The organism is Pseudomonas sp. EA_65y_Pfl2_P74, from assembly GCF_963970575.1.
Lineage (GTDB): Bacteria > Pseudomonadota > Gammaproteobacteria > Pseudomonadales > Pseudomonadaceae > Aquipseudomonas > Aquipseudomonas baetica_A.
On record NZ_CAXAOQ010000023.1, the window covers coordinates 33741 to 59918 of the forward strand.

The following is a 26178-nucleotide window of genomic DNA, read 5'->3' on the forward strand; positions in this document are numbered from 1 at the left end:
TCGACAAAAGTGAATGGGGTTCAGCGTGACGGGTGTTCGTCGGGGTCAATGTGTTCATGGGCCTGACTGGCTTCCAGCCACGGCGCGAACAAACGGGTCACGCGGGGCATGAACACGTACACCACTGACACGACGATGCTCAGGGTGATCAGGAACGTGGCCACCACGTAGTTGGAAAGCAGCGGATGCAGCTTGAGCAGCGGCCCCCAGATCAGCGGCACGAGCAAGGTGTGCGGCAGAATCACCAGCAATGTGATGACCGCTTGTTTCCAGCGCGGTGGCGGTGACGCGGCATCGGCCAGTGGGGAGAACCAGAACTCGTTGATCGGTGCGACTTCGGTCTGGTCGCCGTCGGCGAGCATCGGTGCGGCTTCATTGATCAGGGCCTGGCGTTGCTCAGAGTCGAGCCAGCGCTGCATCGCCTCGGTCGAGCAAAACCGCAGCACGCAGGTGAACAGATCCAGCCCGCCATGCTTGCTGCGCATCACATCGACCCCCAGATGCCCGTCGCTGCGCCCCGCCACACTGACGATATTGCGCAACCAGGCCTCATAGGGCTTTTCAAAACCGGCCTTGACCCGATGCTTGACGATCAGCGTGACAATCTCATCGCTCCCGGGTGCATTCTGAAAGGGGCTATCAGGCATAACGCAGCACTCCGGGCAGGCGAACATTGAGCGCCAGCCGTCCCGGCCCGGCGATAAACACAGTGGCAAACACGATCAACAGCAACCAGCCGAACTGCCCTTGGGCCACACTCCATTGCGGATGCACGACCAACAGCGCGACCAGCAGCACAAATAGAATAGGCAAGCAGGCCAATCGCGCCAGGACACCGGCGACGATCAACAGCGGACAGAGGACTTCGGCGAAGATCGCCAGAATCAGCGTGAGGTGGGCACCGAGGTGGAATGGGTCTTCGATCAGTTGCAGTTGCGCGGTGAAGTCCAGCAGCTTGGGCAAACCGTGCACCCACAGCAGAAACAGACCGCCGCTGACCCGTAGAAACAGTAAACCGACGTCGCGCGCCCGTTCGTCGCGTTGCAAGGCATTCATGACCCGACCCTTTAAATGTCATTGAGCTCAATAATGCCAATGCGGGGCGGGGCGAAATTGGATGGATGTGCTCTCTTCTCAGATCGAGCAAAAACCAAAAGGAACTAAAGAGACCTTTCGGAGCTTGCTCGCGAAAGTGCTGTGTCATTCAACGATGATGCTGGCTGATCCGACGTCTTCGCGAGCAAGTCCGCTCCCACAGGGTGTTGTGTCATTTTCAGGAAAGGTGTGCAGCGTCAGGCGGGCGGGATGTCCAGCGATGCCGACATGAACTGACTGATCCTGGATCGCAGCCAGCGCTCGGCCGGGTCGTTGTCATGCACCCCGCTCCAGGCCATCGACAGTTGCGCGGCATCAATCGGGAACGGCGGGTCTTCAGCGCGTAGAGCGCAGCCATCGACCAGCGCGCACGCGGCGTAATCGGGCACGGTGGCGATCATTTCGGTGCCGGCGAGCAACGCGCGCAAGCCGCTGAATTGCGGCACGCCGAGCACCACGCGACGGCAACGGCCGAGCTTGGCCAGATCCAGGTCGATGTTGCCGCTCAAATCGCCAGAGAACGACACCATCGCATGCGGACGCTCGCAGTATTCGTCCAGCGTCATTGGCCCCGGGCGGTCGTCGCCGCGCAGGACTTTGCAAGGGATGTCGCGCAGCTTCTTGCGCTTGGCATTGGCCGGCAGGTCGGTGGTGTAGCTGACGCCGACGGAGATTTCGCCGGAGGCCAGCAACGCCGGCATCAGCAGGTAGTTGGCACGCCGTACGACCACAACGATCCCCGGCGCCTCTTGTTGGAGGTTACGCAACAGCGGCGGAAACAGACCGAATTCGGCGTCGTCCGACAGGCCGATGCGGAACACGTCGCAACTGCTCGCCGGTTCGAACTCCTTGGCCCGGCTGACAGCGCCGGAAATGACGTCCATCGCCGGTTGCAATTCCTTGAGAATGGCCAGGGCGCGGGCGGTCGGCTCCATGGCGCGACCGTTGCGCAGCAGCAGCGGATCATCGAACAGATCACGCAAACGACCAAGCGCCGCGCTCACGGCGGGTTGACCCATGAACAGTTTTTCCGCGACCCGGGTGAGGTTTTTTTCGAACATCAGGGCTTCGAAAATCACCAGCAGGTTCATGTCGACGCGACGCAGATCGTTACGGTTCATGAGCATCTGTTCCTTACTTGGAAGTCTTGTTCAGTCAGGCGCGAGTGCGACTTACTTTACTCGATCAACGGCACTTTGGCGGCGGGTTTGTCAGGGCCTTACATCCCCGACAGCCACTCTGCGTGCCTCCAACATCAGCGGACACGCGGACGCGCCCGGCGTCTTCATCATCTTCGCCGATCTGCCACAGGCTGACTTGCAGCGATGTGCTGAGTTCAACGCTTCGCGGCGCAATTAACAACGTTTAACTCGTCAGCCCTCTGGCCCCGCCCAACAATGAAACCCTCAGCGAAACGTTGTTTTTTTGACCTGGGGGAAAGTGCCGAACGTGCGTTCCCCACCGACACGGACATTGGCCATGGTTCACGTACAACACAGCGTCGCCCTCGCCCCTGCCAGCGAACCTCACGCACCGCGCCTCGGCGGTCTCAGTCCGCAACGCGAACGGCGGGTCAAACAGTTGATTCTGGAGCGTCTGGACGACAGTCTGGAAGTCACGGAACTGGCGCAAGCGTGTTCGCTGTCGCGCAGTCACTTTTCCCGGGCGTTCAAGTGCAGCACCGGGCTTTCACCGCAAGAATGGATCCGCACCCAACGCATCGCCCGCGCCAAGCTTTTGATCCTGCACACCGACTTGAGCCTGACGCAAATCAGCCTGGAATGCGGTTTCTGCGATCAGGCGCACTTCTGTCACATCTTCACCCGCAGCGAGGGGATCAATCCGTTCGCCTGGCGCTGTCGTGAGGCGCAAGGCAGCAAAATCAAACGATCGCAGCCTGCGCCAGTCGCAAGCGTTTGCATCGCTTTGTAGGGTGGGGCTCACGTTTGCGCCATGCGCTGCGCCAAACGCGCGACCCGCTCGCCCAAGTGCGCCGCTGTGCACCGGTCTTCAGGCGGTGGCGCCTGGTCGGGCGTCTGTTCGACATTGGATTGCGACATGGCGCCAAGTGAGCTGCCGAGACGATTCAATTGCCCATCAAAGCATCCGGCCGCTGAACGCGCCGGAAGCAGGTCGAGACCGACCCAGATCATCGAATGTTGCGCGGCAAACACCGCCATTTGCAGCAGCGTGTTGAGCTTGTCGCCACACAGGCTGCCCGAGTTGGTGAACCCGGCGGCGATTTTGTCGCGCCACGGTTTGGCCAGATAGAACGCCGCGCTGGCCTCCATGAATTGCTTGAACCCCGCCGAAGCGCTGCCCATGTAGGTCGGCGCACCGAAGATGATCGCATCGGCGTAATGCAACTCATCCCAATGGGCATCCACTTCCTCTACCGCAATCAACCGACAGGTGCTGCCCAAATGCCGTTCGACGCCTCGCGCCACGGCTTCGGCCATGACCCGCGTGTGCCCATAGCCGCTGTGATAGACAACCACCACGTTGCTCATTGCGCCGTCCTCCGGACGTGTGCATTCCATTGCAGCCAGCAGGCCGGTGCCTGTCGCTGAACTTGTCTGATTGGATTTTTGGGGCTAGACCGGACACAGACGAGTTAATCGTTGTTAATTGTGGCGTGCCTGAAGACGCGGCTTGGAACATGGCAGTCCGTAAAAACGGGGGTTACGCCGCTTCGCGTTCATCGAGGCCGTCCTTCTGCACGTTGCACGCAGGCAAGAACCTGAGGAATATGTCCCGATACTGCGGATTAGAGGGCTTGCGTGCGCTGTTCTCTTCCTCCGCCCTGCTCGTCACAAAGGCTTCGCACAGTACGGTCAGGATCATAAAAACATTGCAGGAGTGAGCTGTTGAGTCTTTCCCCGAATCAGGCCATCGGTTTCGGCCCCTATCGGATCCATCCCGGACAACGGCTGGTGCTTGAGGGCGACCAGCCGTTGCGTCTGGGGCGACGTGCCATGGACATTCTGCTGATCCTGCTGGCGAACGCCGGCGAAGTGGTGAGCAAGCAGCAGTTGATCGCCGAGGTGTGGCCGAACAGTGTTGTGGAAGACATCAACCTGCGGGTGCACATGGCGGCGCTACGCAAAGCCCTTGGCGACGGCCAGGCCGGCCAGCGCTACATCATCACGGTGGCGCAGCGTGGCTACAGTTTTGTCGCGCCGACCCTGCTGGAGTCCATCGGGCAGCGCCCGCTCGCCGATAGCGGCACCCGGCATAACCTGCCGCTGCGCCGCACACGGATGATCGGCCGTCAGCCACTGGTCGACAGCTTGGTGGCCCAACTGCCACGTCAGCGCTGCATCACGTTGGTCGGCCCCGGCGGGATCGGCAAAACCACCGTGGCCCTGCGTGTGGCCGAACAGATGATCGGCCGCTACCAGGACGGTATCCGGCTGCTGGACCTGGCGCCAATCAACGACCCACAAATGATCTGCTCGCACCTGACGACCTTGCTCGACCTGTCGCTGCACGATGGCGAACCGCTTAACAGGTTGATCGACGGCTTGAGCAAACGGCAAATGTTGCTGGTGATCGACAACTGCGAACACCTGATCGATGCCGTAGCGCTGCTCAGCGAGCACATTTTGCGCGGCGCGCCGCAAGTGCACATTCTGGCCACCAGCCGAGAGAGCCTGCGCGCCGAAGGCGAGTATGTGCAGCGCCTGGAATCCCTGGATTACCCGCCGCCGATTGCGGTGCTCGATCGTGCGCAAGCCTTGAGCTTTTCGGCACTGCAACTGTTTGTCGAACGAGCCCTTGCCGCTCACGAGAGCTTCGAATTGCAGGATGCCGAGTTGCCTCATGTCATTGAAATCTGCCGACGGCTGGATGGCATCCCCCTGGCATTGGAACTGGCGGCGGCGCAGGTCAACGAACTGGGGCTGAGCGGTTTGCTGAGCCAATTGCAGGGGCGCCTGCCCGCCTCGCCAGCAGGTAATCAGAGCAGCCTGGAACGCCACCATACCCTGCGCGCGACGCTGGACTGGAGCTTCAATCTGCTCACGCCTTGCGAACAGACTTGCTTGCGACGATTGGGGGTCTTTCGTGGCGGTTTCACACTGGAGTCCGCTGCCGCCGTGATTGTCGGTCAGCACATTGAACCCGACGAGGTCTTTGGCTCCGTCACACAACTGGTCGCCAAATCTCTGCTCAACGTCGAGGTCGGTGATGAAGAGGTGTTCTACCGCTTGCTCGACACCACCCGGCGCTACGCCCTGGAAAAACTCGACCACTGCGCGGAACTTGCCGACACCCGCAAACGCCACGCCGAACGCTGCCTGGCGCTGATGCATCAAGCGCAAAGTGATTGGGAGAGCACCTCGACCGCTTTGTGGATCGAACGCTATGCACGCGGTCTCGAAGACTTGCGTGCTGCGCTGGACTGGAGCCTGAACGGTGCCGGGCCCAATGAAGTGGGGATTTATCTGGCCGCGACCTCGGCACCGTTGTGGCAAGAGTTGTCGCTGCTCAAGGAGTACGGCGGTTACGTGCGTCGGGCGCTGGCCCTGCTCGACAAGGCCGCCGAACCTTGTCCGCGTGTGAAAATCGCTCTGAAACTGGCGCTCGGCAGTGCCTGCTACCACACCTGGGGCGGCACCCCGGAAACCATCGCAGCCTTCGTCGACGCCCGTACGCTGGCGCAAGCACACGACGATATCGCCGGGCAACTGCGGGCGGTGTCCGGACACATGGCGGTCAATCTCAGTTGCGGTCATTACCAGGCAGCGCTGGAGCAGAGCGAGCAGTTCGACCGCATTGGCCTGCATGGCGACCCGCTGCTGTCGCTGAGCATGCACCGGTTGCGGGTGCTGGCCCTGCACTACGCGGGCGACCAGACGCAGGCGCGCATTCATGCCGAGCAGGTGATCGAACGGATGGCACACAGCGGTCACCTCAACCGTTTTACCCACGGTTTTGGCGTGCAGTACGACCAGAGCGTCGCCTCGCTGACAGTGCTCGCCCGTGTGCTGTGGCTGCAAGGTTTCCCGGAGCAAGCCTGGCGCACCGCGCGACAGGCGCTGGATATTGCCGTGCAGATCAACCACGGCACCTCGATCTGTTACACCTTGGCGCTGGCCAGTTGTTTGATTGCTCATTACAACGGTGACCGGCAAAACGCCCGCGCGCTGCTGCATCTGTTGCTGGAGCAGGCACAGAAGCATTCGGTCATGCTGTTCTATACGTGGGCACGGCACTACGCGCAGGTGATCGACGCGGATAGCGCTACGCCAATGCCGTTGCAGAGCAGCGGTCTGGTCAGAGAAGTCATGGTGACCCTGGACAGCGGATTTGTTGATGATGCATTGCTTGAACGCGCGCAAAGCGGCGCAGCGGGTTGGAGTACAGCGGAGATTTTGCGCGCTCGCGCGGATCGGTTGTTGGCTGAAGAATCAGGGTGTTCGGGCGGCAATACCCGCCAGGCAGAAGAAGTATTGCAACAGGCACTCTCGATCGCCCAAAGCCAGGGCGCCCTGGCTTGGGAACTGCGCAGCGCCACGTCGCTGGCCCAACTGTGGCAACGGCAAAACCGCTGCCGCGAAGCGCTGGATCTGCTGAACCCGATCTACCAACGCTTCACCGAAGGCTACGCCACGCCGGACTTGCGCAAGGTGCGCTCGCTACTCGACGAGCTGAGCAGTCAACTGCGAGTCTGAAGGCCAACGGCTGCGGCTTAGGCTGCGTGCATGGCGGTGTTCGAAATCACTCGACTCACCACTGCGTTCCAGTCGTTCGCGAGCATAACGCCGGGTGGTGTTGAGCATGCGATAGCGCAGCCCACCGGTGCCCCGCACCACCACCAGCCACGATTTCTGCGCCAACCGCTCAATCATCAAGGCCAGCATCGAGGGCGGCAGTTGTGCGCAACTGATCACACTCAACGCGGCATCAAGGGCAAACGCCGTCTGGAACACCGACAGTCGGTGCAACACCCGTTGTTCCTGCTTGCTCAGGTGCTGATAACTCCAGTCCAGCGCGGCCGTCAGGGTTTGATGACGAGGCACGGCGGTGCGCCGACCATGACTGAGCATCTGTAGACAGTTGTCGAGTTGGGCCTGCAACCCGACCATCGCCAAAGCATCAATGTGTGCCGCTGCCAGTTCAATCGCCAGCGGCAAACCATCGAGTCGCCGACAGATGTCACGCACAGCGTTGAGATCCTGTTCGCGCAGCGTAAATCCCTGCTGCCGCGCGCGGGCACGACTGACAAACAACTGCACCGCCGAATAACCCATGACTTCTGCAACACTGTTCAGTGCCGTGGATTTGGGAATGGCCAGCGGCGGCAGTTGTTGCACGGTCTCCAGGCTGGCGTGCAAGGCTTCACGACTGGTCGCAAGAATCGACAGCCTGGGCGCTGCGTCCAATAAGCGTTCAACCAACGCCTTGCAAGCGTCGAGCAGGTGCTCACAGTTATCCAGCACCAGCAAGGTGTGGCGGCGAGATAGCGTGTCGAAATCGGTTTCGAGTGTTTGCAGCAGATGATCGAACAGCAACGCGGGCTCGTCGATCACAGACAGATCCACCAGCCACACGCCGTCACCAAAATGCTCCAGCAACAACTCTGCCGCGCGCAACGCGACGGTGGTTTTGCCGACGCCCGCCGGGCCGGTCACGGTCATCAGCCGGCACAGCGGCAATTGCCGCACCATGGCACCCACCAATGAATCGCGACCCGTGACCGGCGTCAGTCGCGCCGGCAAGTTGTGCAGGGGCGCTTGCAGACCTTCGAACACCACTTGCCCGGCGCTGTCACCGTGCACCGGCGCCGCGAAGCGATAGCCGCATTGCGGCACATTGACAATGTAGCGATGCCCCTTCTCACCCTCACCCAATGCTCTGCGCAGTGCCGCGATGTGAACGCGAAGGTTGATTTCCTCAACCACTGACGTCGGCCAGACCCGCGCAATCAACTCTTCCTTTCTGACCACGCGCCCCGCTCGCTCGACCAGCACCTGCAGAATGTCCAGCGCACGCCCGCCCATACGCAGTGGCCGATCCCCTTCCAGGATCAACCGTTGGCGCAAATGAAACGCGTAGGGGCCGAAATACAGCACCGACGCCGGGTTCACATCGTGGCGGTTGTTCATACCCGCTATCTTGGCAGTCCCGGCTGACGGTACAACCACCACACAGGGCGCATCACGGACATACGAGTGCGCGTGACGGACACAATGGCTCTAGCTGAACTGTTCGCGGTACTGCACAGGCGTCAGACCGAGCTTTTCAGCGAACAACAAGCGCATGTGCCGCACGCTGCCGAAACCGCTCTTGTAGGCCACGGTTTTCAATGGCAGGTCACTGGTTTCCAACAGGTTGCGTGCACAGTCGATGCGCGCACTCTGCAGGAATTCCATGGGAGTCATATTGATGTCACGGGCGAAAATCCGCGCGAAGTGCCGCGTACTCATGTTCGCCAAATGAGCCATGCGTTCGACGCTAAAGGCTTCGTCGAGGTGTTCGAGCACGTAAGTCTGCACCCGCGTGATCGGGGTTTCCTGGGGCGCCACTGCCGCCATCAATGGGCTGAACTGCGCCTGCCCGCCCTGCCGTTTCATCACCACCAGCAACACTTTGGCGACATCCTGAGCCAGCTTCTTGCCGTGATCCTGGGCGACTAACGCCAGCGCAAGGTCGATGCCGGCAGTGACACCCCCCGAGGAAATCAGGTTGCGATCCTCAATGAAAATCTGATCGGTCGCGACGCTCGCCTTCGGGAATGCCTTGATCAGGCGTTCGGTGTAATTCCAGTGCGTGGTGACGCGATAACCGTCGAGCAATCCGGCATGCCCAAGAATGAACGCGCCGGTGCAGATCGAGCCGTAGCGCTCGGCGCGCGGGACGGCCTCTTTTAGCCAAGCGAGCAATGCGGGAGGCTTTTCGTTGTAAGCGCCGGGACCACCGGGCACCAGCAACAAGTCATAGCGCTGCGGTGCGTCTTCGATAGAGCAGTCGGCCAGCACTTGCACACCGTTGGATGCGCGCAGAGGGCCGCGTTCAGTGCCAAGGGTGGTCAATTGATAATGCAGTTGCGGTTTCAAATACCGGTTGGCAACCGAAAACACCTCCAGCGGCCCGGCCATGTCGAGCAGAAGAAAGTCAGGGAACAACACCATTGCCACGGTTTTCATGGGGAGACTTCACTGAGAGCAAAAATGAAAGGCATGAGGCAGAGTGAGCATTATGGCCAAGTACAGCGAAGTCGTTAAAAAAGAATGCGTGAACTGAACCGCAAAACTGTCAACCTGAGAGGGACAGTATTTCAATTTTCATCTACTTATTGCATCGCAAAGTAACCAGTAACCTTCTCCTCACTCGGACGAATTCACGTCCCGCAAGGAGATTTCATCATGCTGACTCTTCGTAAAGCCTCCGATCGTGGCCTCGCTAATCATGGCTGGTTGAAGTCGTTCCACACCTTTTCTTTCGCCAGCTATCGCAACCCGCGTGAACAGGGTTTTTCCGATCTGCTGGTGATCAACGATGACCGTGTTGCCGCCGGCAAAGGCTTCGGCCAGCACCCACATCGCGACATGGAGATCTTTTCCTACGTGCTCGAAGGCGCGCTGGAACATAAAGACACCCTGGGCACAGGCTCAGTGATTCGCCCCGGCGATGTGCAACTGATGAGCGCCGGCAGTGGCGTGGCGCACAGCGAGTTCAACCATTCGGCGACCAAGCCTGTGCACTTCCTGCAAATCTGGATCGTGCCGGACGTCGGCGGCGCCAAACCGCGCTATCAACAGGAGCATTTCAGTGCGCAGAAAAAACGCGGTCGCCTGCAACTGATCATCTCGCCGGATGGCCGTGATGGTTCGCTGACCGTGCGCCAGGATGCGCGAGTCTTCGCCGGGCTGTTCGATGGCAAAGAGAGCGCCACGCTGGATTTGCCGGCCAACCGTTACGCCTATGTGCATGTGGCGCGTGGCAGCGTTGAACTGAACGGCCAGCGGTTGCAGGAAGGTGACGGCGTGCGGGTTCGCGAGGAGCAGGTGCTGACCTTGAGCAATGGCGTGGATGCCGAAGTGCTGGTGTTTGACTTGCGCCCGCAAGAGTTGCCGCAGATGCCATAAACGAGTGTTTAACGCCCACAAAAACGGCCTTCTTTTGAAGGCCGTTTTTTAGGGTGGCGTGATCGGTAATGGCAACATCGCGGGGTTAGGTGGAGGGGTAACCTTGCCTGCTTGAACCGCCGATAGAGTCGTTTGAATCGCTACAAAGACGTTGGCCTGATTGGCGTAATAGGTCGCAACGACGATGCCGACGATGCCAAGAAAATACACCGCGGTTGAAGCCCAATAATTTGCCTTGATCGTAGAGGCCTGTCGGACCGCCTCTTTTGTCTGCGAAATTGCACTCCACTTGACCACCCGTTTGCATTCGACCTGACCACCGATCGCATCGGATTTGACCAGCACGCTTTGTAACCATGATCGGCAGAGAACGGCCAGAAGCGGACACTCGGTCTAGCCAACGAAACCGTTGGCAATTCGAAGTTCAAAATTGTTCTAATCTCCCGTATTGACATATCGATAAATCTCGATACCCTAAGCTTATGGAATTGATCGAAATATTCAAAGCCCTCTCAAACCCTACGCGTCTTGAAATCTTGAAAGGTTTGAAGGATCCCGCAAAGAACTTCCCTCCGCAGGATGAAGGTGACGTTCTCACGGTCGGAGTCTGCGTCAGTAGTATTCAAGAAGGTATCGGACTGTCGCAGTCAACGGTGTCCGGTTATCTTGCCACGTTGCAACGAGTGGGCCTGGTCGAAGTAAGGCGCATCGGTCAGTGGACCTACTACAAACGAAATGAGGCAACCATCAGTGCTCTTGCCGAGATCATTGGGAAAGATCTGTAATTTTTTTACCGCAATATATCTAGATATCTCGATATTCCTTTTTGTAGATACGAGGATTTACTATGAAAGCGATGATACTTAAATCATTTGGCGGTCCTGAATCGTTCGAACTCTGCGACGTGCCCAAGCCCGTGCCACACACGGGACAGGTCCTGGTCCGGGTACACGCAACCTCCATCAATCCACTGGATTACCAGGTTCGACGTGGCGATTATCCCGACCTGGTGCAACTGCCGGCCATTACCGGACACGACGTATCTGGCGTTGTCGAAGAAGTTGGGCCAGGTGTGACGACCTTCGTACCAGGAGACGAAGTCTGGTACACCCCGCAAATATTTGACGGGCCAGGAAGTTATGCCGAGTACCACGTCGCTGCAGAAAGCATTGTCGGGAAGAAGCCTCCCTCGCTGAGCCATCTTGAGGCGGCAAGCCTGACCTTGGTTGGCGGGACGGCGTGGGAAGCACTGGTCGTGCGTGCAGCGCTCAGAGTGGGGGAAAGCATCCTCATACACGGTGGCGCGGGGGGAGTCGGTCATGTGGCGATCCAGCTGGCAAAAGCCATGGGGGCAAGGGTGTACACGACCGTGCGCGAGGCAAACTCCGAGTTCGCACGAAGTTTAGGTGCCGATGTGGTCATCGACTACGAAAAGGAGGATTACGTCGACGCCATCATCCGGGAATCAGGTGGCCGCGGAGTCGATGTCGTGTTTGACACCATCGGCGGCAACACACTGTCGCGTAGCCCCGACGTGCTCGCACAACTTGGCCGCGTGGTCACGATTGTGGACATTGCACTGCCACAAAACGTCGTTCAGGCCTGGGGCAAGAACGCGAGTTATCACTTCGTTTTCACCAGGCAAAACCGCGGCAAGCTTGATGAACTGAGCGCGTTGGTAGCGCGCGGTCAGCTGCGGCCACACGTTGGCGCTGTCTATTCGCTTGCCGACATTGCGCTCGCCCATGCCCGGTTGGAGAGTCCCAACAACGGCATTCAAGGAAAAATCGCGATCGCAGTCGAGCCATAGGCTCATCCCGTAAGTGCGTATTTTTAACCGTTGAACTCACTTAAAGGCACGCCATGATTTATGAAATTGCTTTGCTCCCCGTACACAAAGAACACATTGATAAGTTCAGATGTGCATTTGCCGAGGTCGCTCCTTTGCTCAGCCGCGCAAAGGGCTACGGCGGCCACTTGCTAGCGCAAGGGATCGAAAGCCCCGAGCTGTTCAACCTGATAGTGAGATGGCAATCACTCGAAGATCACACGCCGGGCTTCGAAGCGAGTGAAGACCATCGGCTGTTCATGATGGGCTTAGAGGGATACTTTTCGGAAGAACCGAAGGTCTACCATATTGAGGAGACCGCTTTTAGGACTGACGAACATGATGATCCAAACAATACCGTTGGCATGGGTGCTACCAGCGGCTTAAGAGGCTTGTGGCCTTAAAGCAAATAGCCGTTGTCGGAAACAGACGTTCATGACCGACAACTTTTGTCAAAAATGGACGTTTAGAGTGTCTAGTCCTGAAATGGCTTTACACCTGTTTCACCTAACCACCGGCGCATGCTCGGCCATCAAATCTATTACCCAGTCGATAAATACCCGCACCTTGGCGCTGACATGGCGATTCGGCGGGAATGCCAGATACATCGGCATTGGCGCCATGTGCCAGTCCTCAAATAGCGGCAGCAGCTCACCGCTGACCAGGTGCGGTTTGGCCATGTACTGCGGTAGCCAAAGCATGCCCAGACCAGCCAAGCCGGCGGCGAGGTACGCATTGCCGTCGTCGACCGTCAGTTGCGGGCGGCCCTGGGCCTCGATGCGTTCCTCACCCCGCTGCATCGCGTAGGGCAAGGATTTGCCTGTACGAAACCAGAGGAAGCCAACGGTACTGTGCCTGCCCTCCTCCAGCTCACTGGGGTGCGCCGGCGTACCGAAGCGCTGCAGATAGCCGGGCGCGGCATAGATGCCGAGTTTCAGATCGCCCACATGCCTTGCCACCAGGGACTGATCGATGATCTCGCCGCCGCGCACCACGCAGTCTACGTTATCGCCAATGATGTCGACGATGCGATCGCTCACGCCCACGGTCAGCTGGATTTCCGGGTAGCGTGCAAAGAACCCCGGCAAGGCTGGTATCAGCAGCATTCGCGCCAGCGGACTGGGTACATCCACCCGCAGCCGCCCGCGCGGTGTCATCGAAGCGCTGGACAAGCTGGTCTCGGCGTCGTCCATATCGACCAGTAGCCGGATGACGCGCTCGTAGTAGGCCGCGCCATCGGCGGTGACATTGACCTTGCGTGTGGTGCGGTTGAGCAGGCGCACGCGCAGCCTCGCTTCCAGTTGCTGAACGAGCTGCGTCACGGTGGTCTTGCTCATGTGCAGGGTGGCTGCCGCCTTGGTGAAACTGCCGGTTTCCACCACTCGGGCAAAGGCCTGCATTGCATCGAAACGGTCCATTTCACGCCTCACTCGGGTCTGGATAGTTTGGATTCTACAAACAGTCATGACCAGAGTTGCTTGTTTATTCAGGTTGGTCGTTTTTTTACAGTGGCTTCATCGTAAACAGCGGGCCGCGATGGCCCCGAAGGAGGTATGCAATGACCAGCAAACGTGATGTCGTTTTCCCGCCTGACCGCCATGCACTGTACGAACTCCACCGCTACTCGCCGGCGATTCGCTCCAACGGTTTTCTGTTCGTATCCGGTCAGGTCGGCAGCCGCAAGGATGGCTCGGCCGAGCCGGACCTTGCGGCACAGGTTCGCCTGGCCTTCGCCAACCTCAACGCGATCTTGGCCGAGGCCGGCAGTAGTTTCGAGGATGTGGTCGACACGACCATCTTCATGGTCGACCCCGACTCGAAATTCGAAACTATCTGGGAAGTAGCGGCCGAGTACTGGGGCGAAGCTCCCTACCCGACAGTGACTGCTATCGGCGTGACCTGGTTGTCCGGCTTCGACTTCGAGATCAAAGTGATCGCCAAACTACCCCAATAGAATCGGCTCAGCACTCCTCCGACCGCCAAAGGGAACCCTTTTTTTTCTGGCGCGCCCCTCCGCTCCCTACCGTTCGCTACCTGTTGTCACCGTCCGCTTTTGGCCGGATGCTGCCAGTGGGAAGTTATCGTGATGAATATTTATGGTCGCAGGAGTTCTAGAGTTCGAATCTCTACTTCACCGCCACATTAAGTAAACGCAAATTCCTGATTTTCCTAGAGAAAGTTGGGAGTTTGTGGTTTTTGGTGTCTGAAAAAAAGCCATATGGGACTGAGATGGGACTGGTGCGCTATTTTGGTGCGTAAATTGGTCCGACTGGATGAGTGATCAGTCTTCGCCTTTGACGATATGAACTAGGCTTTTGCGAACCCGAATCCAAGGCCGATTTTCAGTAAGCGTCTGCTCAACACGTCTTGCTTAATGGTCAGCGCTTGTCTGGAAGCAAGAAGTCTACCTCGTAGATACCGCGCGCCGCTCGGATGGCCACTGAGTGTGTGACTGGCCTTAAGTCACTCAGCTCCCATGCGAGCCAGCCGTCTTCAAAATAACTTGCACAGGCCGCTTGCATGTCAGCCAGGACGAATGGGCGCACGGCTTTCACGCGCACAATTGCGACGGCAATACCGTTATCGTCTTCGTCACCATCGTTATGAAGAAACCTCCCGTTTTCGACAATCAGAAGATCCTCGAAAGGATCTAAGTCTGGAAACCAACGACGAACTTCGAGGGTTTTCTCGCCAGAAGCGATTCGACCGCCACTGGGCCGTACAATTGATAAAGCCTTGATGGTTCTCTCCTAACAGTTGGGCGCTTGGAAAATAGTCGCCTTAATGGGATTCCACTTATGCGGCAGCAACTGATCGATTTCACTCGCCCGCTGCGTAGCGACCCTGCAAAGAGCCAGTTCTTGCGCCCAAGAGCCCACGGCCGGATCTGGTTCTCTGCCCAATTATTATCAATGGGTACGGCCCCGTCATCGAGGTAGCGCGACAGCGCTGCCCAGCGTTTCAGGCTGTAATCGAGTGCTCTGCTGATAGCCGAACCTTCGGGCACAACATCGCGCTGGGCGATCATCCAAGCATGCAGCATGTCCATCACTGGTACGGCTTTTTCTTGCCGTATTCGGCGCCGTAAATCCGGTTCCAGGTCGCGGACTTCGCTCTCGATTTCGTAAAGCAACTGGATGTATCGCAAAGCCTGCTCGGCGAGCTGGCTCTTGTTGGTGGCATGCAATTCGAAGAACTTGCGTCGCGCATGGGCCATGCAGCCGATTTCGGTAACGCCAAGTTCGAAGCTTGCCTTGTAACCGCCAAAATCATCACAGACCAGCTTGCCCTTCCAGTCTTGCAGAAAGTTGCGAGCGTGCTCTCCGGCACGGCTGGGGCTGAAGTCGTAAACGACCGCCGCCAAGTCCGAGAACTGGCTGGTGGCGTAGGTCCAAACATAAGAACGGTGGGTTTTCTTCGCACCCGGCGTGAGCATCTGCAATGGTATTTCATCGGCATGGATGACCTGCTGTCCGAGCACTACATCACGCAACGCATCGACCAGAGGCTGTAACTGTACGCCCGTCATGCCAACCCATTGCGCCAAGGTTGAACGTCGAATGGCCAAGCCAGCTCGTCCGAAAATCGACTCTTGCCGGTAAAGCGGAAGATGGTCGGCAAACTTGGCGATCATGACGTGAGCAAGCAGCCCAGCGGTCGGGATGCCCTTATCAATGACCTGTGCCGGAACCGGCGCCTGGATCAGTGTTTCACAGTCATTACAGATCCACTAGCCACGGACATGACGCTCTACGGTAAATACGCCGGGCGTGTAGTCTAACTTTTCGCTGACATCTTCACCGATGCGCTGAGTGCGCAGCCGCATTGGCAGTGAGTATTGTCCGGTTCGTGATGGATCAACGTGCGTGGAAACCCTGCCGGCAATGCAGTGCGCTTGGGCTTTTGCTTTTTCTCGGTCGCCGCTGGCACTGTTTGCAACGCCTGAAGCTCTGCTTCAATCGCCGCGATATCGGTATCGATCAGGTCATTGAGCAGGCTGGCCTGCTCGGGATTCATCTGCTTGCTGCGCTTGGCAAACTTCAATCGCTTGAGCTGCGCGATCTCGTGAGTCAGTTTCTCGATCACCGTTTGGTCTCGGTTGATCTTCTTGCCCATGGTGTCGACTTGCGACAGCAACTGCGCTGCCAAGGCACGCAGTTGGTCGGAGGACATTTGGTCGAGATTGGGCGAAGAAGTCATGCTGCGGATTTTGCCAGAGCAGGCAGTTCGCGGGGATAGACCGATAGCCGAATTGCAGCCGTTAAAGCAGTGTGATCGCGCCGCCGCAACCCACACGTTGCCATGGCAGGCCCACTACCAGAGCTTGAAGTTGCTCGGTGTCCAACTGCATTTCAGCTCCATGACGGATGCTTGGCCAATGGAATTTGCCCTGGTTCAACCGACGAGCAGCCAGCCAGATACCGAAGCCGTCATGTACCAGAACTTTCATGCAAGTAGCGCGGCGGTTGGCAAATAGATAAGCACAGTGCGGCCTCGCCGCACCGAACACCGCGATCACCCTGGCCAACGCGGTTTCGGTGCCCGCTCGCATGTCCATCGGCTCGGTAGCGAGCCAGATGAAGTCGATGCGGATCATCGCAGCAGGTCTCGAAGAAAGGTGGCGCAAGCAGCAGCATTTTCGGTTGGCCAGTTCACTTTGACGGTGCCGCGCGAATGCTGGATCTCGACGTAGATATTCGACGATGTAGCTTGCGAACTTGCTCCGCCCAACTGCATGGGTAACGGAATAAATGCAGGTTGCAGCGCCATGCTTTTCTGCGCGTGCATCCGAATCCATTTGTGGACCAGGTTTGCGTTGAGGCTATGGCCGAGTGCGATGTTGGCAATAGAAGCGCCGGGCTGGGCACACTCTTGAATGACCTGGGCCTTGAAGGATTTTGAATAGGAACGGCGTGTTGGTTGCATGAAATACCCGCTTAAAAGGCTAGAACTGGTGCCCACTTAAATTTAAGTGCACACCATGTCTTGGCCTTGCGAGGTTGGGTAGATGACTTGGCCGGACGCATACGATTTTCATGGCGCATGACTCAGAGTCCAACATTGCTACTGGGGATGCACTGACATTGGTTCTACACAACCAGCATGCCTTGGGAGCCCAATAGAGGAGGTCACCAAGTGGCTTTCAGAGAATGGCGTAGATACTGTCGCCGAGAACGCACTTGTGGCGATGGAAACCTTAGACATAAATGCCAAAGCGATTACAGATGCGATTGCACGACTAAGGCAGTTTTAGGGTGTCGCCCTAGAAGGCAGCGATCGGCTGAAAGCTGGCATTTCGAATGTCGCTTGATTTGACGGGATTTCACTGTAAAAAGGCTGCGGACTTTCAACGAACAACCCGCTTCAAAAAGGTCACAGGGAATGAGATCGATAGAAAATAATCCTCCACAGTTCACTCGTATTCCGCTGGCAGCCATCGGCGTCGGGCTGGGCCTTGCCGTTGCCGTCTATACAACTGGAAAAGGCCCCTTCTTCCTAGATAACTTTGCATACTCCTGGTTACCGCAAGTGGCAGTGCTTTGCATAGCGCTGCTGTGCAAAGCGTCACGAGAATCGCTGGGGGGAATGGCTACTGCCATGGGGCTGTACTTGTTCCTTTTCGACCTCTGGGTCACAGACTCCATGGGGTGGCTTTTCTATTTATTCAGCTTTCCAGGCATCCTCATTGGGGCATTGCTTGGCGTTGTTTTCAGCCCCTCGCGGAAGGTATTCAAGGCGCTGGTAGCGTTTGCGTGGGTGGTTCTCGGTATAGTGGGAAATTTGGCGGTTCTCGCTGTTACGGTCACATAGACTCCTCGCGGTGATGGGCAATATGATATGTACTAACAGGCGGCTTGCAGCCATGGGCAACTGATAGCAAACCGAATCCTGGAAGTGAGTCAGTATTTTATGAACGAAGGTTGGCAAAACGACGATTACCTCATCGTCCTCACGCAGGATGAAAGCTTCGCTGCGATGAAAGCCTACCAATTTGACCATTACAAAAATTCCCTGGCTTTCAATCCGATCCCCTTCCTTGGGTGACCGATACCTTTCCTGGCTCATCTCTCAAAAAGCGAGTGTTGTATGACCGCGAGCTGCAACAACCATGGAGCCCCTCCCCAACACCCACAAGCCAGCGAATTCTGCTCTGGGTGTAGGCCGTTTCGTCAGGCTACGTAGCTTCTCCAAAGCCACTCAGCGCTCACTCATTCTCCTGCGCAAACGCTTCGACAATCTGCTCGATCACGGCCCTTACCCGCGCCGTATGGCGCAAGTCTGCGTGGGTCACCAGCCACACTTCATAGGGTTGTGGGCGATTGCGCGCCGGCCAGAGGTTGACGAGGCCATCACGTTCGCCCATGTAAACAGGGATTTCTCCTACACCCAGGCTCGCCGCAATCGAGCGACGCACCAACAAGCTGGAACTCAGGCTGGCGACGATTCGCCCGCGATGCAACGGCTCGCAGACCAGTGTCATGTCCTTGTTACCCTTTAGATAGGGTTCGTAAACCACCAGGTCATGCCCCTCAAACGCCTTACCCTGCTGAGGGATGCCCTTGGCGTCGATATACGCCTGTGACGCAAACAATCCCACCGGCCAGCGGGCAATCCGCCGAGCGATCAGGTCTGGATTGTCGGGACGGGTGTTGCGCACGGCGATATCCGCCTCGCGTTTGGCCAGGCTGAGGATCTGCGTGGAAGCATCCAGTTGCACGCGCACGTCCGGGTGCAGTTCGTGCAGTCGGGCGATGGCCGGGATCAGGAAATCGATGGCCAGCGAATCGGTGGTGCTGACGCGCACGTTGCCGGTCAGGCGATCGTCCAGGCCCTGAATCTGCCGCTCCAGCTCCAGCGCCGAGTGCTCCATTTTTTCGACGCTTTTAAGCGCCGCTTCGCCGACCGCTGTCAACGCGTAACCGTCGGACGTGCGCAAAAACAACGTCGCACTCAGCGACTTTTCCAACGCCGTGATCCGTCGTCCGACAGTCGCCTGATCCACGCCCAGTACCCGCGCCGCGCCGCGTAACGTCGACTCCCTGCATACCGCGAGAAATACCCGCGCATCGTCCCAATTCATCTTGCCTCCTGATGATGCAGATATGCATCAATACGATGCCAACTCGCTGCACCAGCGCAGCAACAATAGCCGATATGCTGAGCGCCATATACCTCTCAGGATCGCTCCCATGCGTACATCATCCTCAGCGTTACCGATCTTCGCCGGACTCTGCGCCAGCCTGGTCGGCATCGGCCTGGCGCGCTTCGCCTACACACCGTTGATTCCCTCGCTGATTCAGGCGCAGTGGTTTTCTGCCAACGACGTGGTCTATCTCGGCGCGGCCAATCTGGTCGGTTACCTGATCGGCGCCCTGCTCGGTCGGCCGATAGCTAGGCAACTTGGCAATAAAAACGCCCTGCGACTGATGATGCTGCTGGTCACCGCCGCGTTTTTTGCCTGTGCGTTTCCGTTGTCGGTGGGCTGGTTCTTTGGCTGGCGTTTGCTGTCAGGGATTACCGGTGGCGCGATCATGGTGCTGGTGGCGGCGACCGTCCTGCCCCATGTGCCGGCGTCCCGTAAAGGGCTGGCCAGCGGCGCAATCTTCCTCGGTATCGGCCTGGGGATTGCCGGTTCCGGGACAATCGTGCCGCCGCTGCTGAGCCTGGGCCTGCAGGCCACCTGGTTGGGGCTGGGCGGTTTGTCGTTGTTGCTGACCGCACTGAGCTGGTTTGGCTGGCCCGCCGATTTACCGCATGCGATTGCGACTCACGAGGTTGTGCCGGTTGAGCCAACACCTCCCGCCGTCTATTTGCTGTTCGGCCAATATGCGTTCATGGCCGCAGGTTTGGTGCCGGCCATGGTGTTCCTGGTGGATTACGTGGCTCGCGGGCTCGGTGCCGGGGCGCATATGGGTGCACGGGTGTGGGTCATGTATGGCCTGGGCGCAATTGTCGGGCCGGTGAGTTATGGTTTTCTCGCTGATCGACTTGGCGCGCGGACAGGCATCCGGCTGGTATTGATGGTGCAGGTGATTGCGCTGGGGCTGCTGGCGTTTTCCCACACCTTCATGGCCCTGGCCGTGCTGGCGGTGATTATCGGCTCATTCCCACCCGGTATCGTGCCACTGGCCTTGGCCCGTGTGCATGAACTGGTGCCGGATCATCATCGCCAGCAAATCGCCTGGAGCCGCGCCACCGTATCGTTTGCCACGTTCCAGGCGCTGGCCGGGTTTGCCTATTCGGCGTTGTTCAATGCCACAGGTGGCCATCACGCCTGGCTGTTCATGATCGCCGCGGGCGCGATCACGGTGGCAATTTTGCTGGAGCATGCCCCGAAATGGCTACCCTCTTCGCCTAAACCGCGGTTCTGTGAAAATTGAACGGAATCATTACCGGCAGGCCGCGCTCCCATCTATAGAACCTCTGGCAACAGGAATCCAAATGTCCTTACCCAACGAAATGACTCGCATCGAAATCACTGAACCCGGTGGCCCCGATGTTCTGCAAGCCAAACGCGTACCGTTGCCGGTCGCCGCTGAGGGTGAAGTGCTGATCCGCGTTCACGCCGCCGGCATCAACCGGCCAGACGCCTTGCAACGCGCCGGCAAATACCCGATGAAGCCCGGAATGAACCCGATTCCCGGTCTTGAAGTAGCCGGCGAAGTGGTCGCGCTCGGGGCCGGTGTCAGCCAGTTTGAGCTTGGCGACAGCGTTTGCGCGCTGACCAATGGCGGCGGTTACGCCGAATATTGCGCAGTACCGGCCGGCCAGACCCTGCCAATCCCCGCCGGGATTGATTGGGTGCAGGCCGCCGCGATCCCGGAAACCTTTTTTACCGTGTGGGCCAACCTGTTCGGCCTAGGTGGTGCCAGCAGCGGGCAACGTGCGCTGATTCACGGTGGCACCAGCGGTATCGGCACCACCGCGCTGATGCTGTGTCGTGAGTTCGGCATTGAGGCATTTGCCACGGCCGGTAGCGCCGAGAAATGCGCAGTGATCCGTAAGCTGGGCGGTCAGGCAATCAACTATCGCGAAGAGAATTTCGCTGACGTCATCGCCGAGAAAACTGCCGGTCAAGGCGTGAATATCGTTCTCGACATCATGGGCGCCTCCTACCTCAACGCAAACATCAGCGCCCTGGCGATGGATGGACGAGTGGTGATGCTCGGTTTCCTTGGCGGCGCCCGGGCCAATGACATTGATCTGCTGGCAATCCTCGGCAAACGCGCCGTTGTAACGGGTTCTCTGCTGCGCGCACGCACCGCTGCCGAGAAAGCCGCGATCGCCGATCAACTGCGCGAACACGTATGGCCGGTGCTGGCCGACGGACGCTGTCTGCCGATGGTCGACAAGGTCTACTCACTGACCGACGCGGCCAAAGCCCATGCCCACATGGAAGCCGGCGATCACATCGGCAAAATCGTGCTTCGCGTGGACTGAGCCGCCGCAGCATTTTGTAATCGTTGCACACGGGCGATGGTCGAAAATGTCGTGCACAGACCGAGGCATCTGGTAAAAAGCGTTCTTTGTCTGCGCAGTGGTGAACCGTTTAATGTTCCTTTCCTTCATGACCCGCCTGCGACGTCGCCGCTTGGCATTCGCCTGCATGGCCGCGCTTATTATCGGCGTGCCGGCGAGTTGTGCCGTGCTGGAACATACCGAGCGCAAACTGCTGTTTCGCATCGAACCGGGCACGGCGGGTTGGTATCACGGCTTGCCCGGCAGCGTGCAGGAACTCGATCTGCAACCCAAACGTTTCAAGGCCGGGCAAAACATTCATGCCTGGTGGTGGCCTGCAGAACGCAAGAATGCCCCGGCCATCCTCTATCTGCACGGCGTGCGCTGGAACCTCACCGGGCAATTGTTCCGCATCGAGCAACTGCGCGCAGCGGGCTATTCGGTGCTGGCCATCGATTACCGTGGGTTTGGCAAGAGCAAGGGTGATCTGCCGTCCGAAAGCAGTGTTTATGAAGATGCGCGAGTGGCGTGGGAGCGTTTCAAGCTGTTGCAACCGGATCCGAACAAACGCCTGATCTACGGTCACTCCCTCGGCGGTGCCGTGGCAATCGATCTGGCAGCCGAACTCGGACAGGACGCCGCCCGCGATCACACGCCACTGCCCGTGCGCGGACTGGTGATCGAGTCCACGTTCACCTCTCTGGCGGATGTCGCCGCGGCGGTGGCCAATACCTCGCTGCCGGTGCGCTGGCTGCTGTCGCAGAAGTTCGATTCCATCGACAAGATCGCCGAGATTCATATGCCGCTGCTGGTGGTGCATGGCTTGGCCGATGCCTTAGTCCCCCCGCGTTTCAGCGAACAACTGTTCAACGCGGCACAGCAACCCAAACGCTTGCTGCTGGTGCCTGGAGCGACGCACAACAACAGCATGGCGTTGGGCGGGCAACATTATCGCAAGGCTATTGATGCGTTGATGCAAACCCAGCCCGCCCCTCGTATCGCCGGCCCCGCGACTGTGCGCAGCGCACGGGACACCTAACGATAACCACGCGCCTGTAAATCGAACAGTTGCGCGTAATGCCCGGCCGCGGCGATAAGCGCACCGTGGCCACCCTGTTCCAGAATCTTTCCTTGTTGCAGCACGATGATGTGATCGGCATTGCGCACGCTGGAAAAACGATGGGAAATCAGTAAGGTCATGCGCCCTGCCGTGTGCTGGCTGAAATGCTCAAACACCGCGGCTTCCGCCGCCGGGTCCAGGGCCGAGGTTGGCTCATCGAGGATCAGGATGTCGGCATCACGGCGCATATACGCCCGGGACAACGCAATCTTCTGCCATTGCCCCCCGGACAACTCCTGGCCACCGGCAAACCAGCGCCCCAACTGCGTGGCATAACCACGGTCGAGCCTTTCGATGAATGGCGCCGCCATCCCTTCGGCAGCGGCCTCCTTCCAGCGTTGTTGGTCGTTGAACGCCAGCGTATCGCCGACGCCGATGTTTTCCCCGACGCTGAACTGGTAGCGGATGTAATCCTGGAAAATCACGCCAATGCGACGGCGTAACGCGGTTTCCTGCCAATCCTGCAAATCGCTGCCATCGAGCAGAATGCGTCCTTGATCGGGACGGTATAGGCGGGTCAATAACTTGATCAGCGTGGTCTTGCCGGAACCGTTTTCCCCCACCAACGCCAGGCTGTTGCCCGGCACCAGATGCAGGTCAATGCTTTGCAGTGCCGGACGGCTGGCCCCCGGGTAACAGAAACCGACGTTTTCGAAACGCAGACCATCGCCCGGTTGCGCGCCGACGGTCAGGTGACCGGTATCGGCCAGCACCGGTTCAGCGAGGTATTGATAAAGACTCGTCAGGTACAGGCCGTCTTCGTACAGACCACTGATCGCGCTCAGGCTACTGCTCACAGCGCTCTGACCTTGCTTGAACAGCACCAGATACATGGTCATCTGGCCCAGACTGATGTCGCCCTGCACTGCATCGATCACCACCCAGGCGTAGGCCACGTAGAACGCCGCGGTGCCAAGCAATCCAAGACCGAAACCCCAGCCATCACGACGCAGCGTCAAGCGCCGATCTTCGGCATAGAGTCTGGCGAACGTGTCGCGGTAGCGTTGCAGCAACAGCGGTGCGAAGCCGAACAGTTTGACCTCTTTGATATAGGCCTCGTGGGAAAGAAGCGTCTCGATGTAACTCTGCTGTCGACTCTCCGGCGCGCGACGGGTAAACAGGCGAAACGCATCACCGGAGAAATGCGCCTCGGCGAAAAACACCGGCAGCGCCCCGGCCACCAACAGCACCAAGGCCCACGGCGAAAAGTGCACCAGCAGCACGCCGAAGCTGATCAGCATGATCAGGTTCTGGATCAATCCCAGCGACTTCATGACCAACGCCAATGGCCGCGTCGAGGCTTCGCGGCGCACCCGCACCAGCTTGTCGTAGAACTCGGAGTTCTCGAACTGCACCAGTGAGAGGGTCTGCGCCTTCTCCAGAATCATCGTGTTGACCTTCTGGCCCAACTGCACCCGCAACAGCGACTGCTGCACCGACAGCGCCCGCTGTGTGCCGGACAACAACGCCAATACCCCCGCCTCCATCAGCACATATCGCAACACCGGCCACAGCGGCGCACTGCCGTGCTGCGCGTGCAGCTGCATCGCCGCGACCACGGCATCGACAATGCGCTGGCCCAACCACGCCGCCAGTGCCGGCAGCATCCCGGCAATCAGCGTCGCCAGCACCAGCCCCAGAAACAAACCTCGCGACGTCCCCCAGACCAACCGCAACGCACGCTGCGCTTGGTCGAACAAGAAAGTGACGCGGGAAAATGAAGGCATAGGACGTTGAACCCGGCAGGTGATGACAGTGCGCCATGGTACTCCAGCGCAACGATTGAAATTCATAGTGTGCGAATTCCTCGGCATACTGGCGTGCGCCGAACACCACGAAAAGGACTCAACGTGTTATCTCGCCCCAATGCCCTTTGGCTCTATTACCCTCTCTGCTGGCTCGCGGCTCTGACGCTGCTGCTGCACAGCGCTTTTTATGACTGGAATCTGATGACACCGATCGATGTCGGTGGCACCTTCATGGGCGGCATGGGCGGGCAAATGTTTGTCAGTGCCTGGGTTCTGACCACAGTGGTTTTGTTGATAAGCCTGCTAGTGCGCTTGCCTGGATCGATCCATGCCTGCATCGCCGCAGGGCTTTTGCCACTTGGCATGGGCGCCTGGTGGCTAGTCAACTATCCAGACGATGCAGAACAACGGATCTACAGCATCAGCCCCCATGAAATCGGCAGCGCAATGTTGATCGGCGCAGGCTTGATGCTGTTCGGTCTTTTTTTGCGCTCAAGACTCAAGAAAAGCCACAGCAGCGGCCAGCCGTCCCGCTTCGCAATGATCGGCAGGTCTGTGGTGGCGGTTCTCATAGCCGTTGTTTTTATCGGCGCGCCGATCAAAATTGCCACGCACCTTGAGCTACCCCATTGCGCGTTCAGCAAGGAGGGTCAGCAATTGACCATATGCCTGGGTGACGACGAGCACGTCATCGTCGACTGAGTCGGGACTTGCCCGGGTCTTTTCATTTGAAAAACATCGGGAGAACCCGCTCGATCCCGACGTCAAAACCTCTGCTATGTTTTAACCGCCCATCGTGGAACACGCTGTACAACCACTACTCCACGCCTGACTGCCAGGAACAAAGACATGAAAATCAACCCGTACCTGATCTTCAACGGCGACTGCCGAGAAGCCTTCACTTTTTATCAGCAAGCCCTGAGCGGCGAACTGGAGGCGATGACCTCTTTCGGTGAATCCCCCGCTGCGGAGCACGTTGCAGAAGAACATCGGCACCTGATCATCCACACCTGCCTGAAAGTCGGCGATCAGATGATCATGGCTTCGGACACCACGCCCGACCGCCCGACTCAGGGCATGAGTGGCTGTTCAATTTCCCTGAACGTCGACAGCATTGCCGAAGCCGAGCGGATATTTAACGCGCTGGCCAAGGACGGTCGCGTCGACATGCCGCTGGAAGCGACCTTCTGGGCCGCACGATTTGGCATGTTGGTGGATCGCTTTGGCGTGTCATGGATGGTCAATTGCGATAGCGACAAGTGAGTCTGCGTTTTCCACACCCATGAAAAAGCCCAACCGTTAAGGGTTGGGCTTTTGGCTTAACGCTGTGCCAGTTCATGCCGCACGCATTGTTCATAGTAGGTTTGCTTGATCGCCGCGGGTCTGAGCCGCGAGCTGCTGTTGTAGGTTTGCTCGGTGATGCCCATGGCGGTCATGCGCATCCATGGCTGCTGGAACTTGCGGGCCTGCAAGCGCTTGCGTGCACCGTACAGGGAGATTCCGGACAGTTTCGATTGCTGCGCACCGGCGGCGATATCGGCACCCCAGGTACAGGCAAAGCGATGGTTTTTGCTCAATGCCCTTGCCTGAACCCCCGCGGCAAAGACAGCCAGGGAAAGCGTTGCAACGGTGATGACAATCGTCCGCATGTGGCCAACCTAACCTTTTGAAAAAAAGCGAGTTTGCCGTTCAAAGTGCAATCAGGGGGCCAGCAATTTGCCGCTTTTACCGATTTTTCTACTGCCTTGCTGGACTGATCAGCACAACGGTCGACTCACCGACAGCCCTCATGATGCGTGGCAAACACCCTGGCTGAAAATAATGGGGATGTGGTGA

General features: G+C 58.5%; 27 protein-coding genes and 2 pseudogenes. 13 read left to right on the forward strand and 16 right to left on the reverse strand.

All coding sequences use genetic code 11. The annotated features are described in order from the left end of the window. Window positions 1-20: 20 nt before the first annotated feature. The 3 genes from AACY18_RS18695 to AACY18_RS18705 all read right to left on the reverse strand — a co-directional run bounded on the left by AACY18_RS18695 (window position 21) and on the right by AACY18_RS18705 (window position 2216). Window positions 21-647, reverse strand: a complete 627-nt coding sequence (locus AACY18_RS18695; protein WP_339465659.1) for an antibiotic biosynthesis monooxygenase — start codon at window positions 645-647, stop codon at window positions 21-23. Beyond that, a complete protein-coding gene (locus AACY18_RS18700) occupies window positions 640-1056 on the reverse strand; it encodes a DoxX family protein (protein ID WP_339432529.1) in 417 nt (138 codons plus the stop codon). Before AACY18_RS18700 ends, AACY18_RS18695 begins: the two co-directional genes overlap by 8 nt. Window positions 1057-1292: 236 nt before the next feature. Continuing rightward, on the reverse strand, window positions 1293-2216 hold the full coding sequence (locus AACY18_RS18705) for a LysR family transcriptional regulator (RefSeq protein WP_221729543.1): 924 nt from the start codon (window positions 2214-2216) through the stop codon (window positions 1293-1295). A 358-nt stretch (window positions 2217-2574) separates the two neighbouring features. Here AACY18_RS18705 and AACY18_RS18710 point away from each other — a divergent pair, with 358 nt between their 5' ends. Then, window positions 2575-3027 (forward strand): AraC family transcriptional regulator, encoded by a 453-nt coding sequence (locus AACY18_RS18710; RefSeq protein ID WP_339432530.1) that lies wholly within the window; start codon window positions 2575-2577, stop codon window positions 3025-3027. Window positions 3028-3035: 8 nt separating this feature from the next. On the opposite strand, the gene AACY18_RS18715 is transcribed toward AACY18_RS18710, so the two are convergent. Next, window positions 3036-3605, reverse strand: a complete 570-nt coding sequence (locus AACY18_RS18715; RefSeq protein ID WP_339432531.1) for a flavodoxin family protein — start codon at window positions 3603-3605, stop codon at window positions 3036-3038. A 357-nt stretch (window positions 3606-3962) separates the two neighbouring features. Between AACY18_RS18715 and AACY18_RS18720 the strand changes: the two genes are divergently transcribed. Further along, a complete protein-coding gene (locus tag AACY18_RS18720; protein WP_339465660.1) occupies window positions 3963-6770 on the forward strand; it encodes an ATP-binding protein in 2808 nt (935 codons plus the stop codon). Here AACY18_RS18720 and AACY18_RS18725 read toward each other — a convergent pair. Beyond that, a complete protein-coding gene (locus tag AACY18_RS18725; RefSeq protein WP_339465662.1) occupies window positions 6735-8204 on the reverse strand; it encodes an ATP-binding protein in 1470 nt (489 codons plus the stop codon). The genes AACY18_RS18720 and AACY18_RS18725 overlap by 36 nt on opposite strands. A gap of 90 nt (window positions 8205-8294) precedes the next feature. Beyond that, window positions 8295-9245, reverse strand: coding sequence for a GlxA family transcriptional regulator (locus AACY18_RS18730; RefSeq protein ID WP_339465663.1), 951 nt, complete (start codon window positions 9243-9245; stop codon window positions 8295-8297). Window positions 9246-9464: 219 nt separating this feature from the next. Here AACY18_RS18730 and AACY18_RS18735 point away from each other — a divergent pair, with 219 nt between their 5' ends. After that, entirely contained in the window at window positions 9465-10187 is a 723-nt protein-coding gene (locus AACY18_RS18735) for a pirin family protein (protein ID WP_339432535.1), read from the forward strand. A gap of 48 nt (window positions 10188-10235) precedes the next feature. Here AACY18_RS18735 and AACY18_RS18740 read toward each other — a convergent pair whose 3' ends face one another. Continuing rightward, window positions 10236-10532, reverse strand: a complete 297-nt coding sequence (locus AACY18_RS18740) for a hypothetical protein (RefSeq protein ID WP_339465664.1) — start codon at window positions 10530-10532, stop codon at window positions 10236-10238. A 137-nt stretch (window positions 10533-10669) separates the two neighbouring features. Between AACY18_RS18740 and AACY18_RS18745 the strand changes: the two genes are divergently transcribed. The 3 genes from AACY18_RS18745 (at window position 10670) to AACY18_RS18755 (ending at window position 12419) form a co-directional block, all read left to right on the forward strand. Next, a complete protein-coding gene (locus AACY18_RS18745) occupies window positions 10670-10972 on the forward strand; it encodes an ArsR/SmtB family transcription factor (RefSeq protein ID WP_017338400.1) in 303 nt (100 codons plus the stop codon). Between the two features lie 62 nt (window positions 10973-11034). After that, the gene (locus tag AACY18_RS18750; RefSeq protein WP_339432537.1) at window positions 11035-11997 is read left to right on the forward strand and encodes a zinc-dependent alcohol dehydrogenase family protein; all 963 of its coding nucleotides are present in this window, start codon (window positions 11035-11037) and stop codon (window positions 11995-11997) included. 53 nt (window positions 11998-12050) lie between these two features. Further along, window positions 12051-12419 (forward strand): antibiotic biosynthesis monooxygenase family protein, encoded by a 369-nt coding sequence (locus tag AACY18_RS18755; protein ID WP_339432538.1) that lies wholly within the window; start codon window positions 12051-12053, stop codon window positions 12417-12419. Between the two features lie 99 nt (window positions 12420-12518). Here AACY18_RS18755 and AACY18_RS18760 read toward each other — a convergent pair whose 3' ends face one another. Beyond that, window positions 12519-13433: a LysR family transcriptional regulator gene (locus AACY18_RS18760; RefSeq protein ID WP_339432539.1), complete on the reverse strand. Its 915-nt coding sequence runs from the start codon at window positions 13431-13433 to the stop codon at window positions 12519-12521. Between the two features lie 140 nt (window positions 13434-13573). Here AACY18_RS18760 and AACY18_RS18765 point away from each other — a divergent pair, with 140 nt between their 5' ends. Further along, the gene (locus AACY18_RS18765; protein WP_339465665.1) at window positions 13574-13969 is read left to right on the forward strand and encodes a RidA family protein; all 396 of its coding nucleotides are present in this window, start codon (window positions 13574-13576) and stop codon (window positions 13967-13969) included. 424 nt (window positions 13970-14393) lie between these two features. Here AACY18_RS18765 and AACY18_RS18770 read toward each other — a convergent pair whose 3' ends face one another. The 4 genes and pseudogenes from AACY18_RS18770 to tnpA form a co-directional block, all read right to left on the reverse strand. Beyond that, on the reverse strand, window positions 14394-14756 hold the full coding sequence (locus tag AACY18_RS18770; protein WP_339432591.1) for an ASCH domain-containing protein: 363 nt from the start codon (window positions 14754-14756) through the stop codon (window positions 14394-14396). Continuing rightward, window positions 14666-16215 (reverse strand): annotated as a pseudogene (gene tnpC / locus AACY18_RS18775) (IS66 family transposase). The gene AACY18_RS18770 and the pseudogene tnpC overlap by 91 nt, the downstream one beginning before the upstream one ends. A 61-nt stretch (window positions 16216-16276) precedes the next feature. Next, a complete protein-coding gene (gene tnpB / locus AACY18_RS18780; protein ID WP_339432541.1) occupies window positions 16277-16612 on the reverse strand; it encodes an IS66 family insertion sequence element accessory protein TnpB in 336 nt (111 codons plus the stop codon). After that, window positions 16609-16941, reverse strand: a complete 333-nt coding sequence (gene tnpA / locus AACY18_RS18785; RefSeq protein WP_339465666.1) for an IS66-like element accessory protein TnpA — start codon at window positions 16939-16941, stop codon at window positions 16609-16611. The genes tnpB and tnpA overlap by 4 nt, the downstream gene beginning before the upstream one ends. Before the next feature lie 110 nt (window positions 16942-17051). On the opposite strand from tnpA, the pseudogene AACY18_RS18790 reads away from it, so the two are divergent. Then, window positions 17052-17269: pseudogene (locus AACY18_RS18790) on the forward strand (hypothetical protein). 407 nt (window positions 17270-17676) lie between these two features. Here AACY18_RS18790 and AACY18_RS18795 read toward each other — a convergent pair. Continuing rightward, the gene (locus AACY18_RS18795; protein WP_339432544.1) at window positions 17677-18015 is read right to left on the reverse strand and encodes a hypothetical protein; all 339 of its coding nucleotides are present in this window, start codon (window positions 18013-18015) and stop codon (window positions 17677-17679) included. Window positions 18016-18220: 205 nt separating this feature from the next. Further along, complete coding sequence (locus tag AACY18_RS18800; protein ID WP_339465667.1) at window positions 18221-19096, reverse strand: LysR family transcriptional regulator; 876 nt, start codon at window positions 19094-19096, stop codon at window positions 18221-18223. A gap of 109 nt (window positions 19097-19205) precedes the next feature. Between AACY18_RS18800 and AACY18_RS18805 the strand changes: the two genes are divergently transcribed. From AACY18_RS18805 to AACY18_RS18815, 3 genes are all read left to right on the forward strand, one after another. Next, window positions 19206-20396 (forward strand): YbfB/YjiJ family MFS transporter, encoded by a 1191-nt coding sequence (locus tag AACY18_RS18805; RefSeq protein WP_339465668.1) that lies wholly within the window; start codon window positions 19206-19208, stop codon window positions 20394-20396. 61 nt (window positions 20397-20457) lie between these two features. Next, on the forward strand, window positions 20458-21456 hold the full coding sequence (locus AACY18_RS18810; protein WP_339432547.1) for an NAD(P)H-quinone oxidoreductase: 999 nt from the start codon (window positions 20458-20460) through the stop codon (window positions 21454-21456). A gap of 112 nt (window positions 21457-21568) precedes the next feature. Then, the gene (locus AACY18_RS18815; RefSeq protein WP_339432548.1) at window positions 21569-22513 is read left to right on the forward strand and encodes an alpha/beta hydrolase; all 945 of its coding nucleotides are present in this window, start codon (window positions 21569-21571) and stop codon (window positions 22511-22513) included. On the opposite strand, the gene AACY18_RS18820 is transcribed toward AACY18_RS18815, so the two are convergent. Continuing rightward, entirely contained in the window at window positions 22510-24321 is a 1812-nt protein-coding gene (locus tag AACY18_RS18820; protein WP_339432549.1) for an ABC transporter ATP-binding protein, read from the reverse strand. The genes AACY18_RS18815 and AACY18_RS18820 overlap by 4 nt on opposite strands. A 6-nt stretch (window positions 24322-24327) precedes the next feature. Here AACY18_RS18820 and AACY18_RS18825 point away from each other — a divergent pair, with 6 nt between their 5' ends. Continuing rightward, complete coding sequence (locus tag AACY18_RS18825; RefSeq protein WP_339465669.1) at window positions 24328-25044, forward strand: hypothetical protein; 717 nt, start codon at window positions 24328-24330, stop codon at window positions 25042-25044. Between the two features lie 147 nt (window positions 25045-25191). Further along, on the forward strand, window positions 25192-25605 hold the full coding sequence (locus tag AACY18_RS18830; protein WP_339432551.1) for a VOC family protein: 414 nt from the start codon (window positions 25192-25194) through the stop codon (window positions 25603-25605). Window positions 25606-25661: 56 nt separating this feature from the next. On the opposite strand, the gene AACY18_RS18835 is transcribed toward AACY18_RS18830, so the two are convergent. Then, the gene (locus AACY18_RS18835) at window positions 25662-25991 is read right to left on the reverse strand and encodes a hypothetical protein (RefSeq protein WP_339432552.1); all 330 of its coding nucleotides are present in this window, start codon (window positions 25989-25991) and stop codon (window positions 25662-25664) included. Window positions 25992-26178 lie beyond the last annotated feature (187 nt).

Bases quoted from the DNA above. Each gene is read 5' to 3' on its own strand.
- AACY18_RS18730 (WP_339465663.1), bottom strand. From the start codon at position 9,245: ATGAAAACCGTGGCAATGGTGTTGTTCCCTGACTTTCTTCTGCTCGAC.
- AACY18_RS18805 (WP_339465668.1), top strand. From the start codon at position 19,206: ATGCGTACATCATCCTCAGCGTTACCGATCTTCGCCGGACTCTGCGCC.
- AACY18_RS18705 (WP_221729543.1), bottom strand. From the start codon at position 2,216: ATGAACCGTAACGATCTGCGTCGCGTCGACATGAACCTGCTGGTGATT.
- tnpA (WP_339465666.1), bottom strand. From the start codon at position 16,941: ATGCAACCAACACGCCGTTCCTATTCAAAATCCTTCAAGGCCCAGGTC.
- AACY18_RS18760 (WP_339432539.1), bottom strand. From the start codon at position 13,433: ATGGACCGTTTCGATGCAATGCAGGCCTTTGCCCGAGTGGTGGAAACC.
- AACY18_RS18795 (WP_339432544.1), bottom strand. From the start codon at position 18,015: ATGGTCAAATTGGTAGGCTTTCATCGCAGCGAAGCTTTCATCCTGCGT.
- AACY18_RS18800 (WP_339465667.1), bottom strand. From the start codon at position 19,096: ATGAATTGGGACGATGCGCGGGTATTTCTCGCGGTATGCAGGGAGTCG.
- AACY18_RS18815 (WP_339432548.1), top strand. From the start codon at position 21,569: ATGTTCCTTTCCTTCATGACCCGCCTGCGACGTCGCCGCTTGGCATTC.
- AACY18_RS18725 (WP_339465662.1), bottom strand. From the start codon at position 8,204: ATGAACAACCGCCACGATGTGAACCCGGCGTCGGTGCTGTATTTCGGC.
- AACY18_RS18810 (WP_339432547.1), top strand. From the start codon at position 20,458: ATGTCCTTACCCAACGAAATGACTCGCATCGAAATCACTGAACCCGGT.
- AACY18_RS18710 (WP_339432530.1), top strand. From the start codon at position 2,575: ATGGTTCACGTACAACACAGCGTCGCCCTCGCCCCTGCCAGCGAACCT.
- AACY18_RS18700 (WP_339432529.1), bottom strand. From the start codon at position 1,056: ATGAATGCCTTGCAACGCGACGAACGGGCGCGCGACGTCGGTTTACTG.
- AACY18_RS18835 (WP_339432552.1), bottom strand. From the start codon at position 25,991: ATGCGGACGATTGTCATCACCGTTGCAACGCTTTCCCTGGCTGTCTTT.
- tnpB (WP_339432541.1), bottom strand. From the start codon at position 16,612: ATGATCCGCATCGACTTCATCTGGCTCGCTACCGAGCCGATGGACATG.
- AACY18_RS18830 (WP_339432551.1), top strand. From the start codon at position 25,192: ATGAAAATCAACCCGTACCTGATCTTCAACGGCGACTGCCGAGAAGCC.
- AACY18_RS18755 (WP_339432538.1), top strand. From the start codon at position 12,051: ATGATTTATGAAATTGCTTTGCTCCCCGTACACAAAGAACACATTGAT.
- AACY18_RS18695 (WP_339465659.1), bottom strand. From the start codon at position 647: ATGCCTGATAGCCCCTTTCAGAATGCACCCGGGAGCGATGAGATTGTC.
- AACY18_RS18820 (WP_339432549.1), bottom strand. From the start codon at position 24,321: ATGCCTTCATTTTCCCGCGTCACTTTCTTGTTCGACCAAGCGCAGCGT.
- AACY18_RS18750 (WP_339432537.1), top strand. From the start codon at position 11,035: ATGAAAGCGATGATACTTAAATCATTTGGCGGTCCTGAATCGTTCGAA.
- AACY18_RS18735 (WP_339432535.1), top strand. From the start codon at position 9,465: ATGCTGACTCTTCGTAAAGCCTCCGATCGTGGCCTCGCTAATCATGGC.
- AACY18_RS18765 (WP_339465665.1), top strand. From the start codon at position 13,574: ATGACCAGCAAACGTGATGTCGTTTTCCCGCCTGACCGCCATGCACTG.
- AACY18_RS18715 (WP_339432531.1), bottom strand. From the start codon at position 3,605: ATGAGCAACGTGGTGGTTGTCTATCACAGCGGCTATGGGCACACGCGG.
- AACY18_RS18745 (WP_017338400.1), top strand. From the start codon at position 10,670: ATGGAATTGATCGAAATATTCAAAGCCCTCTCAAACCCTACGCGTCTT.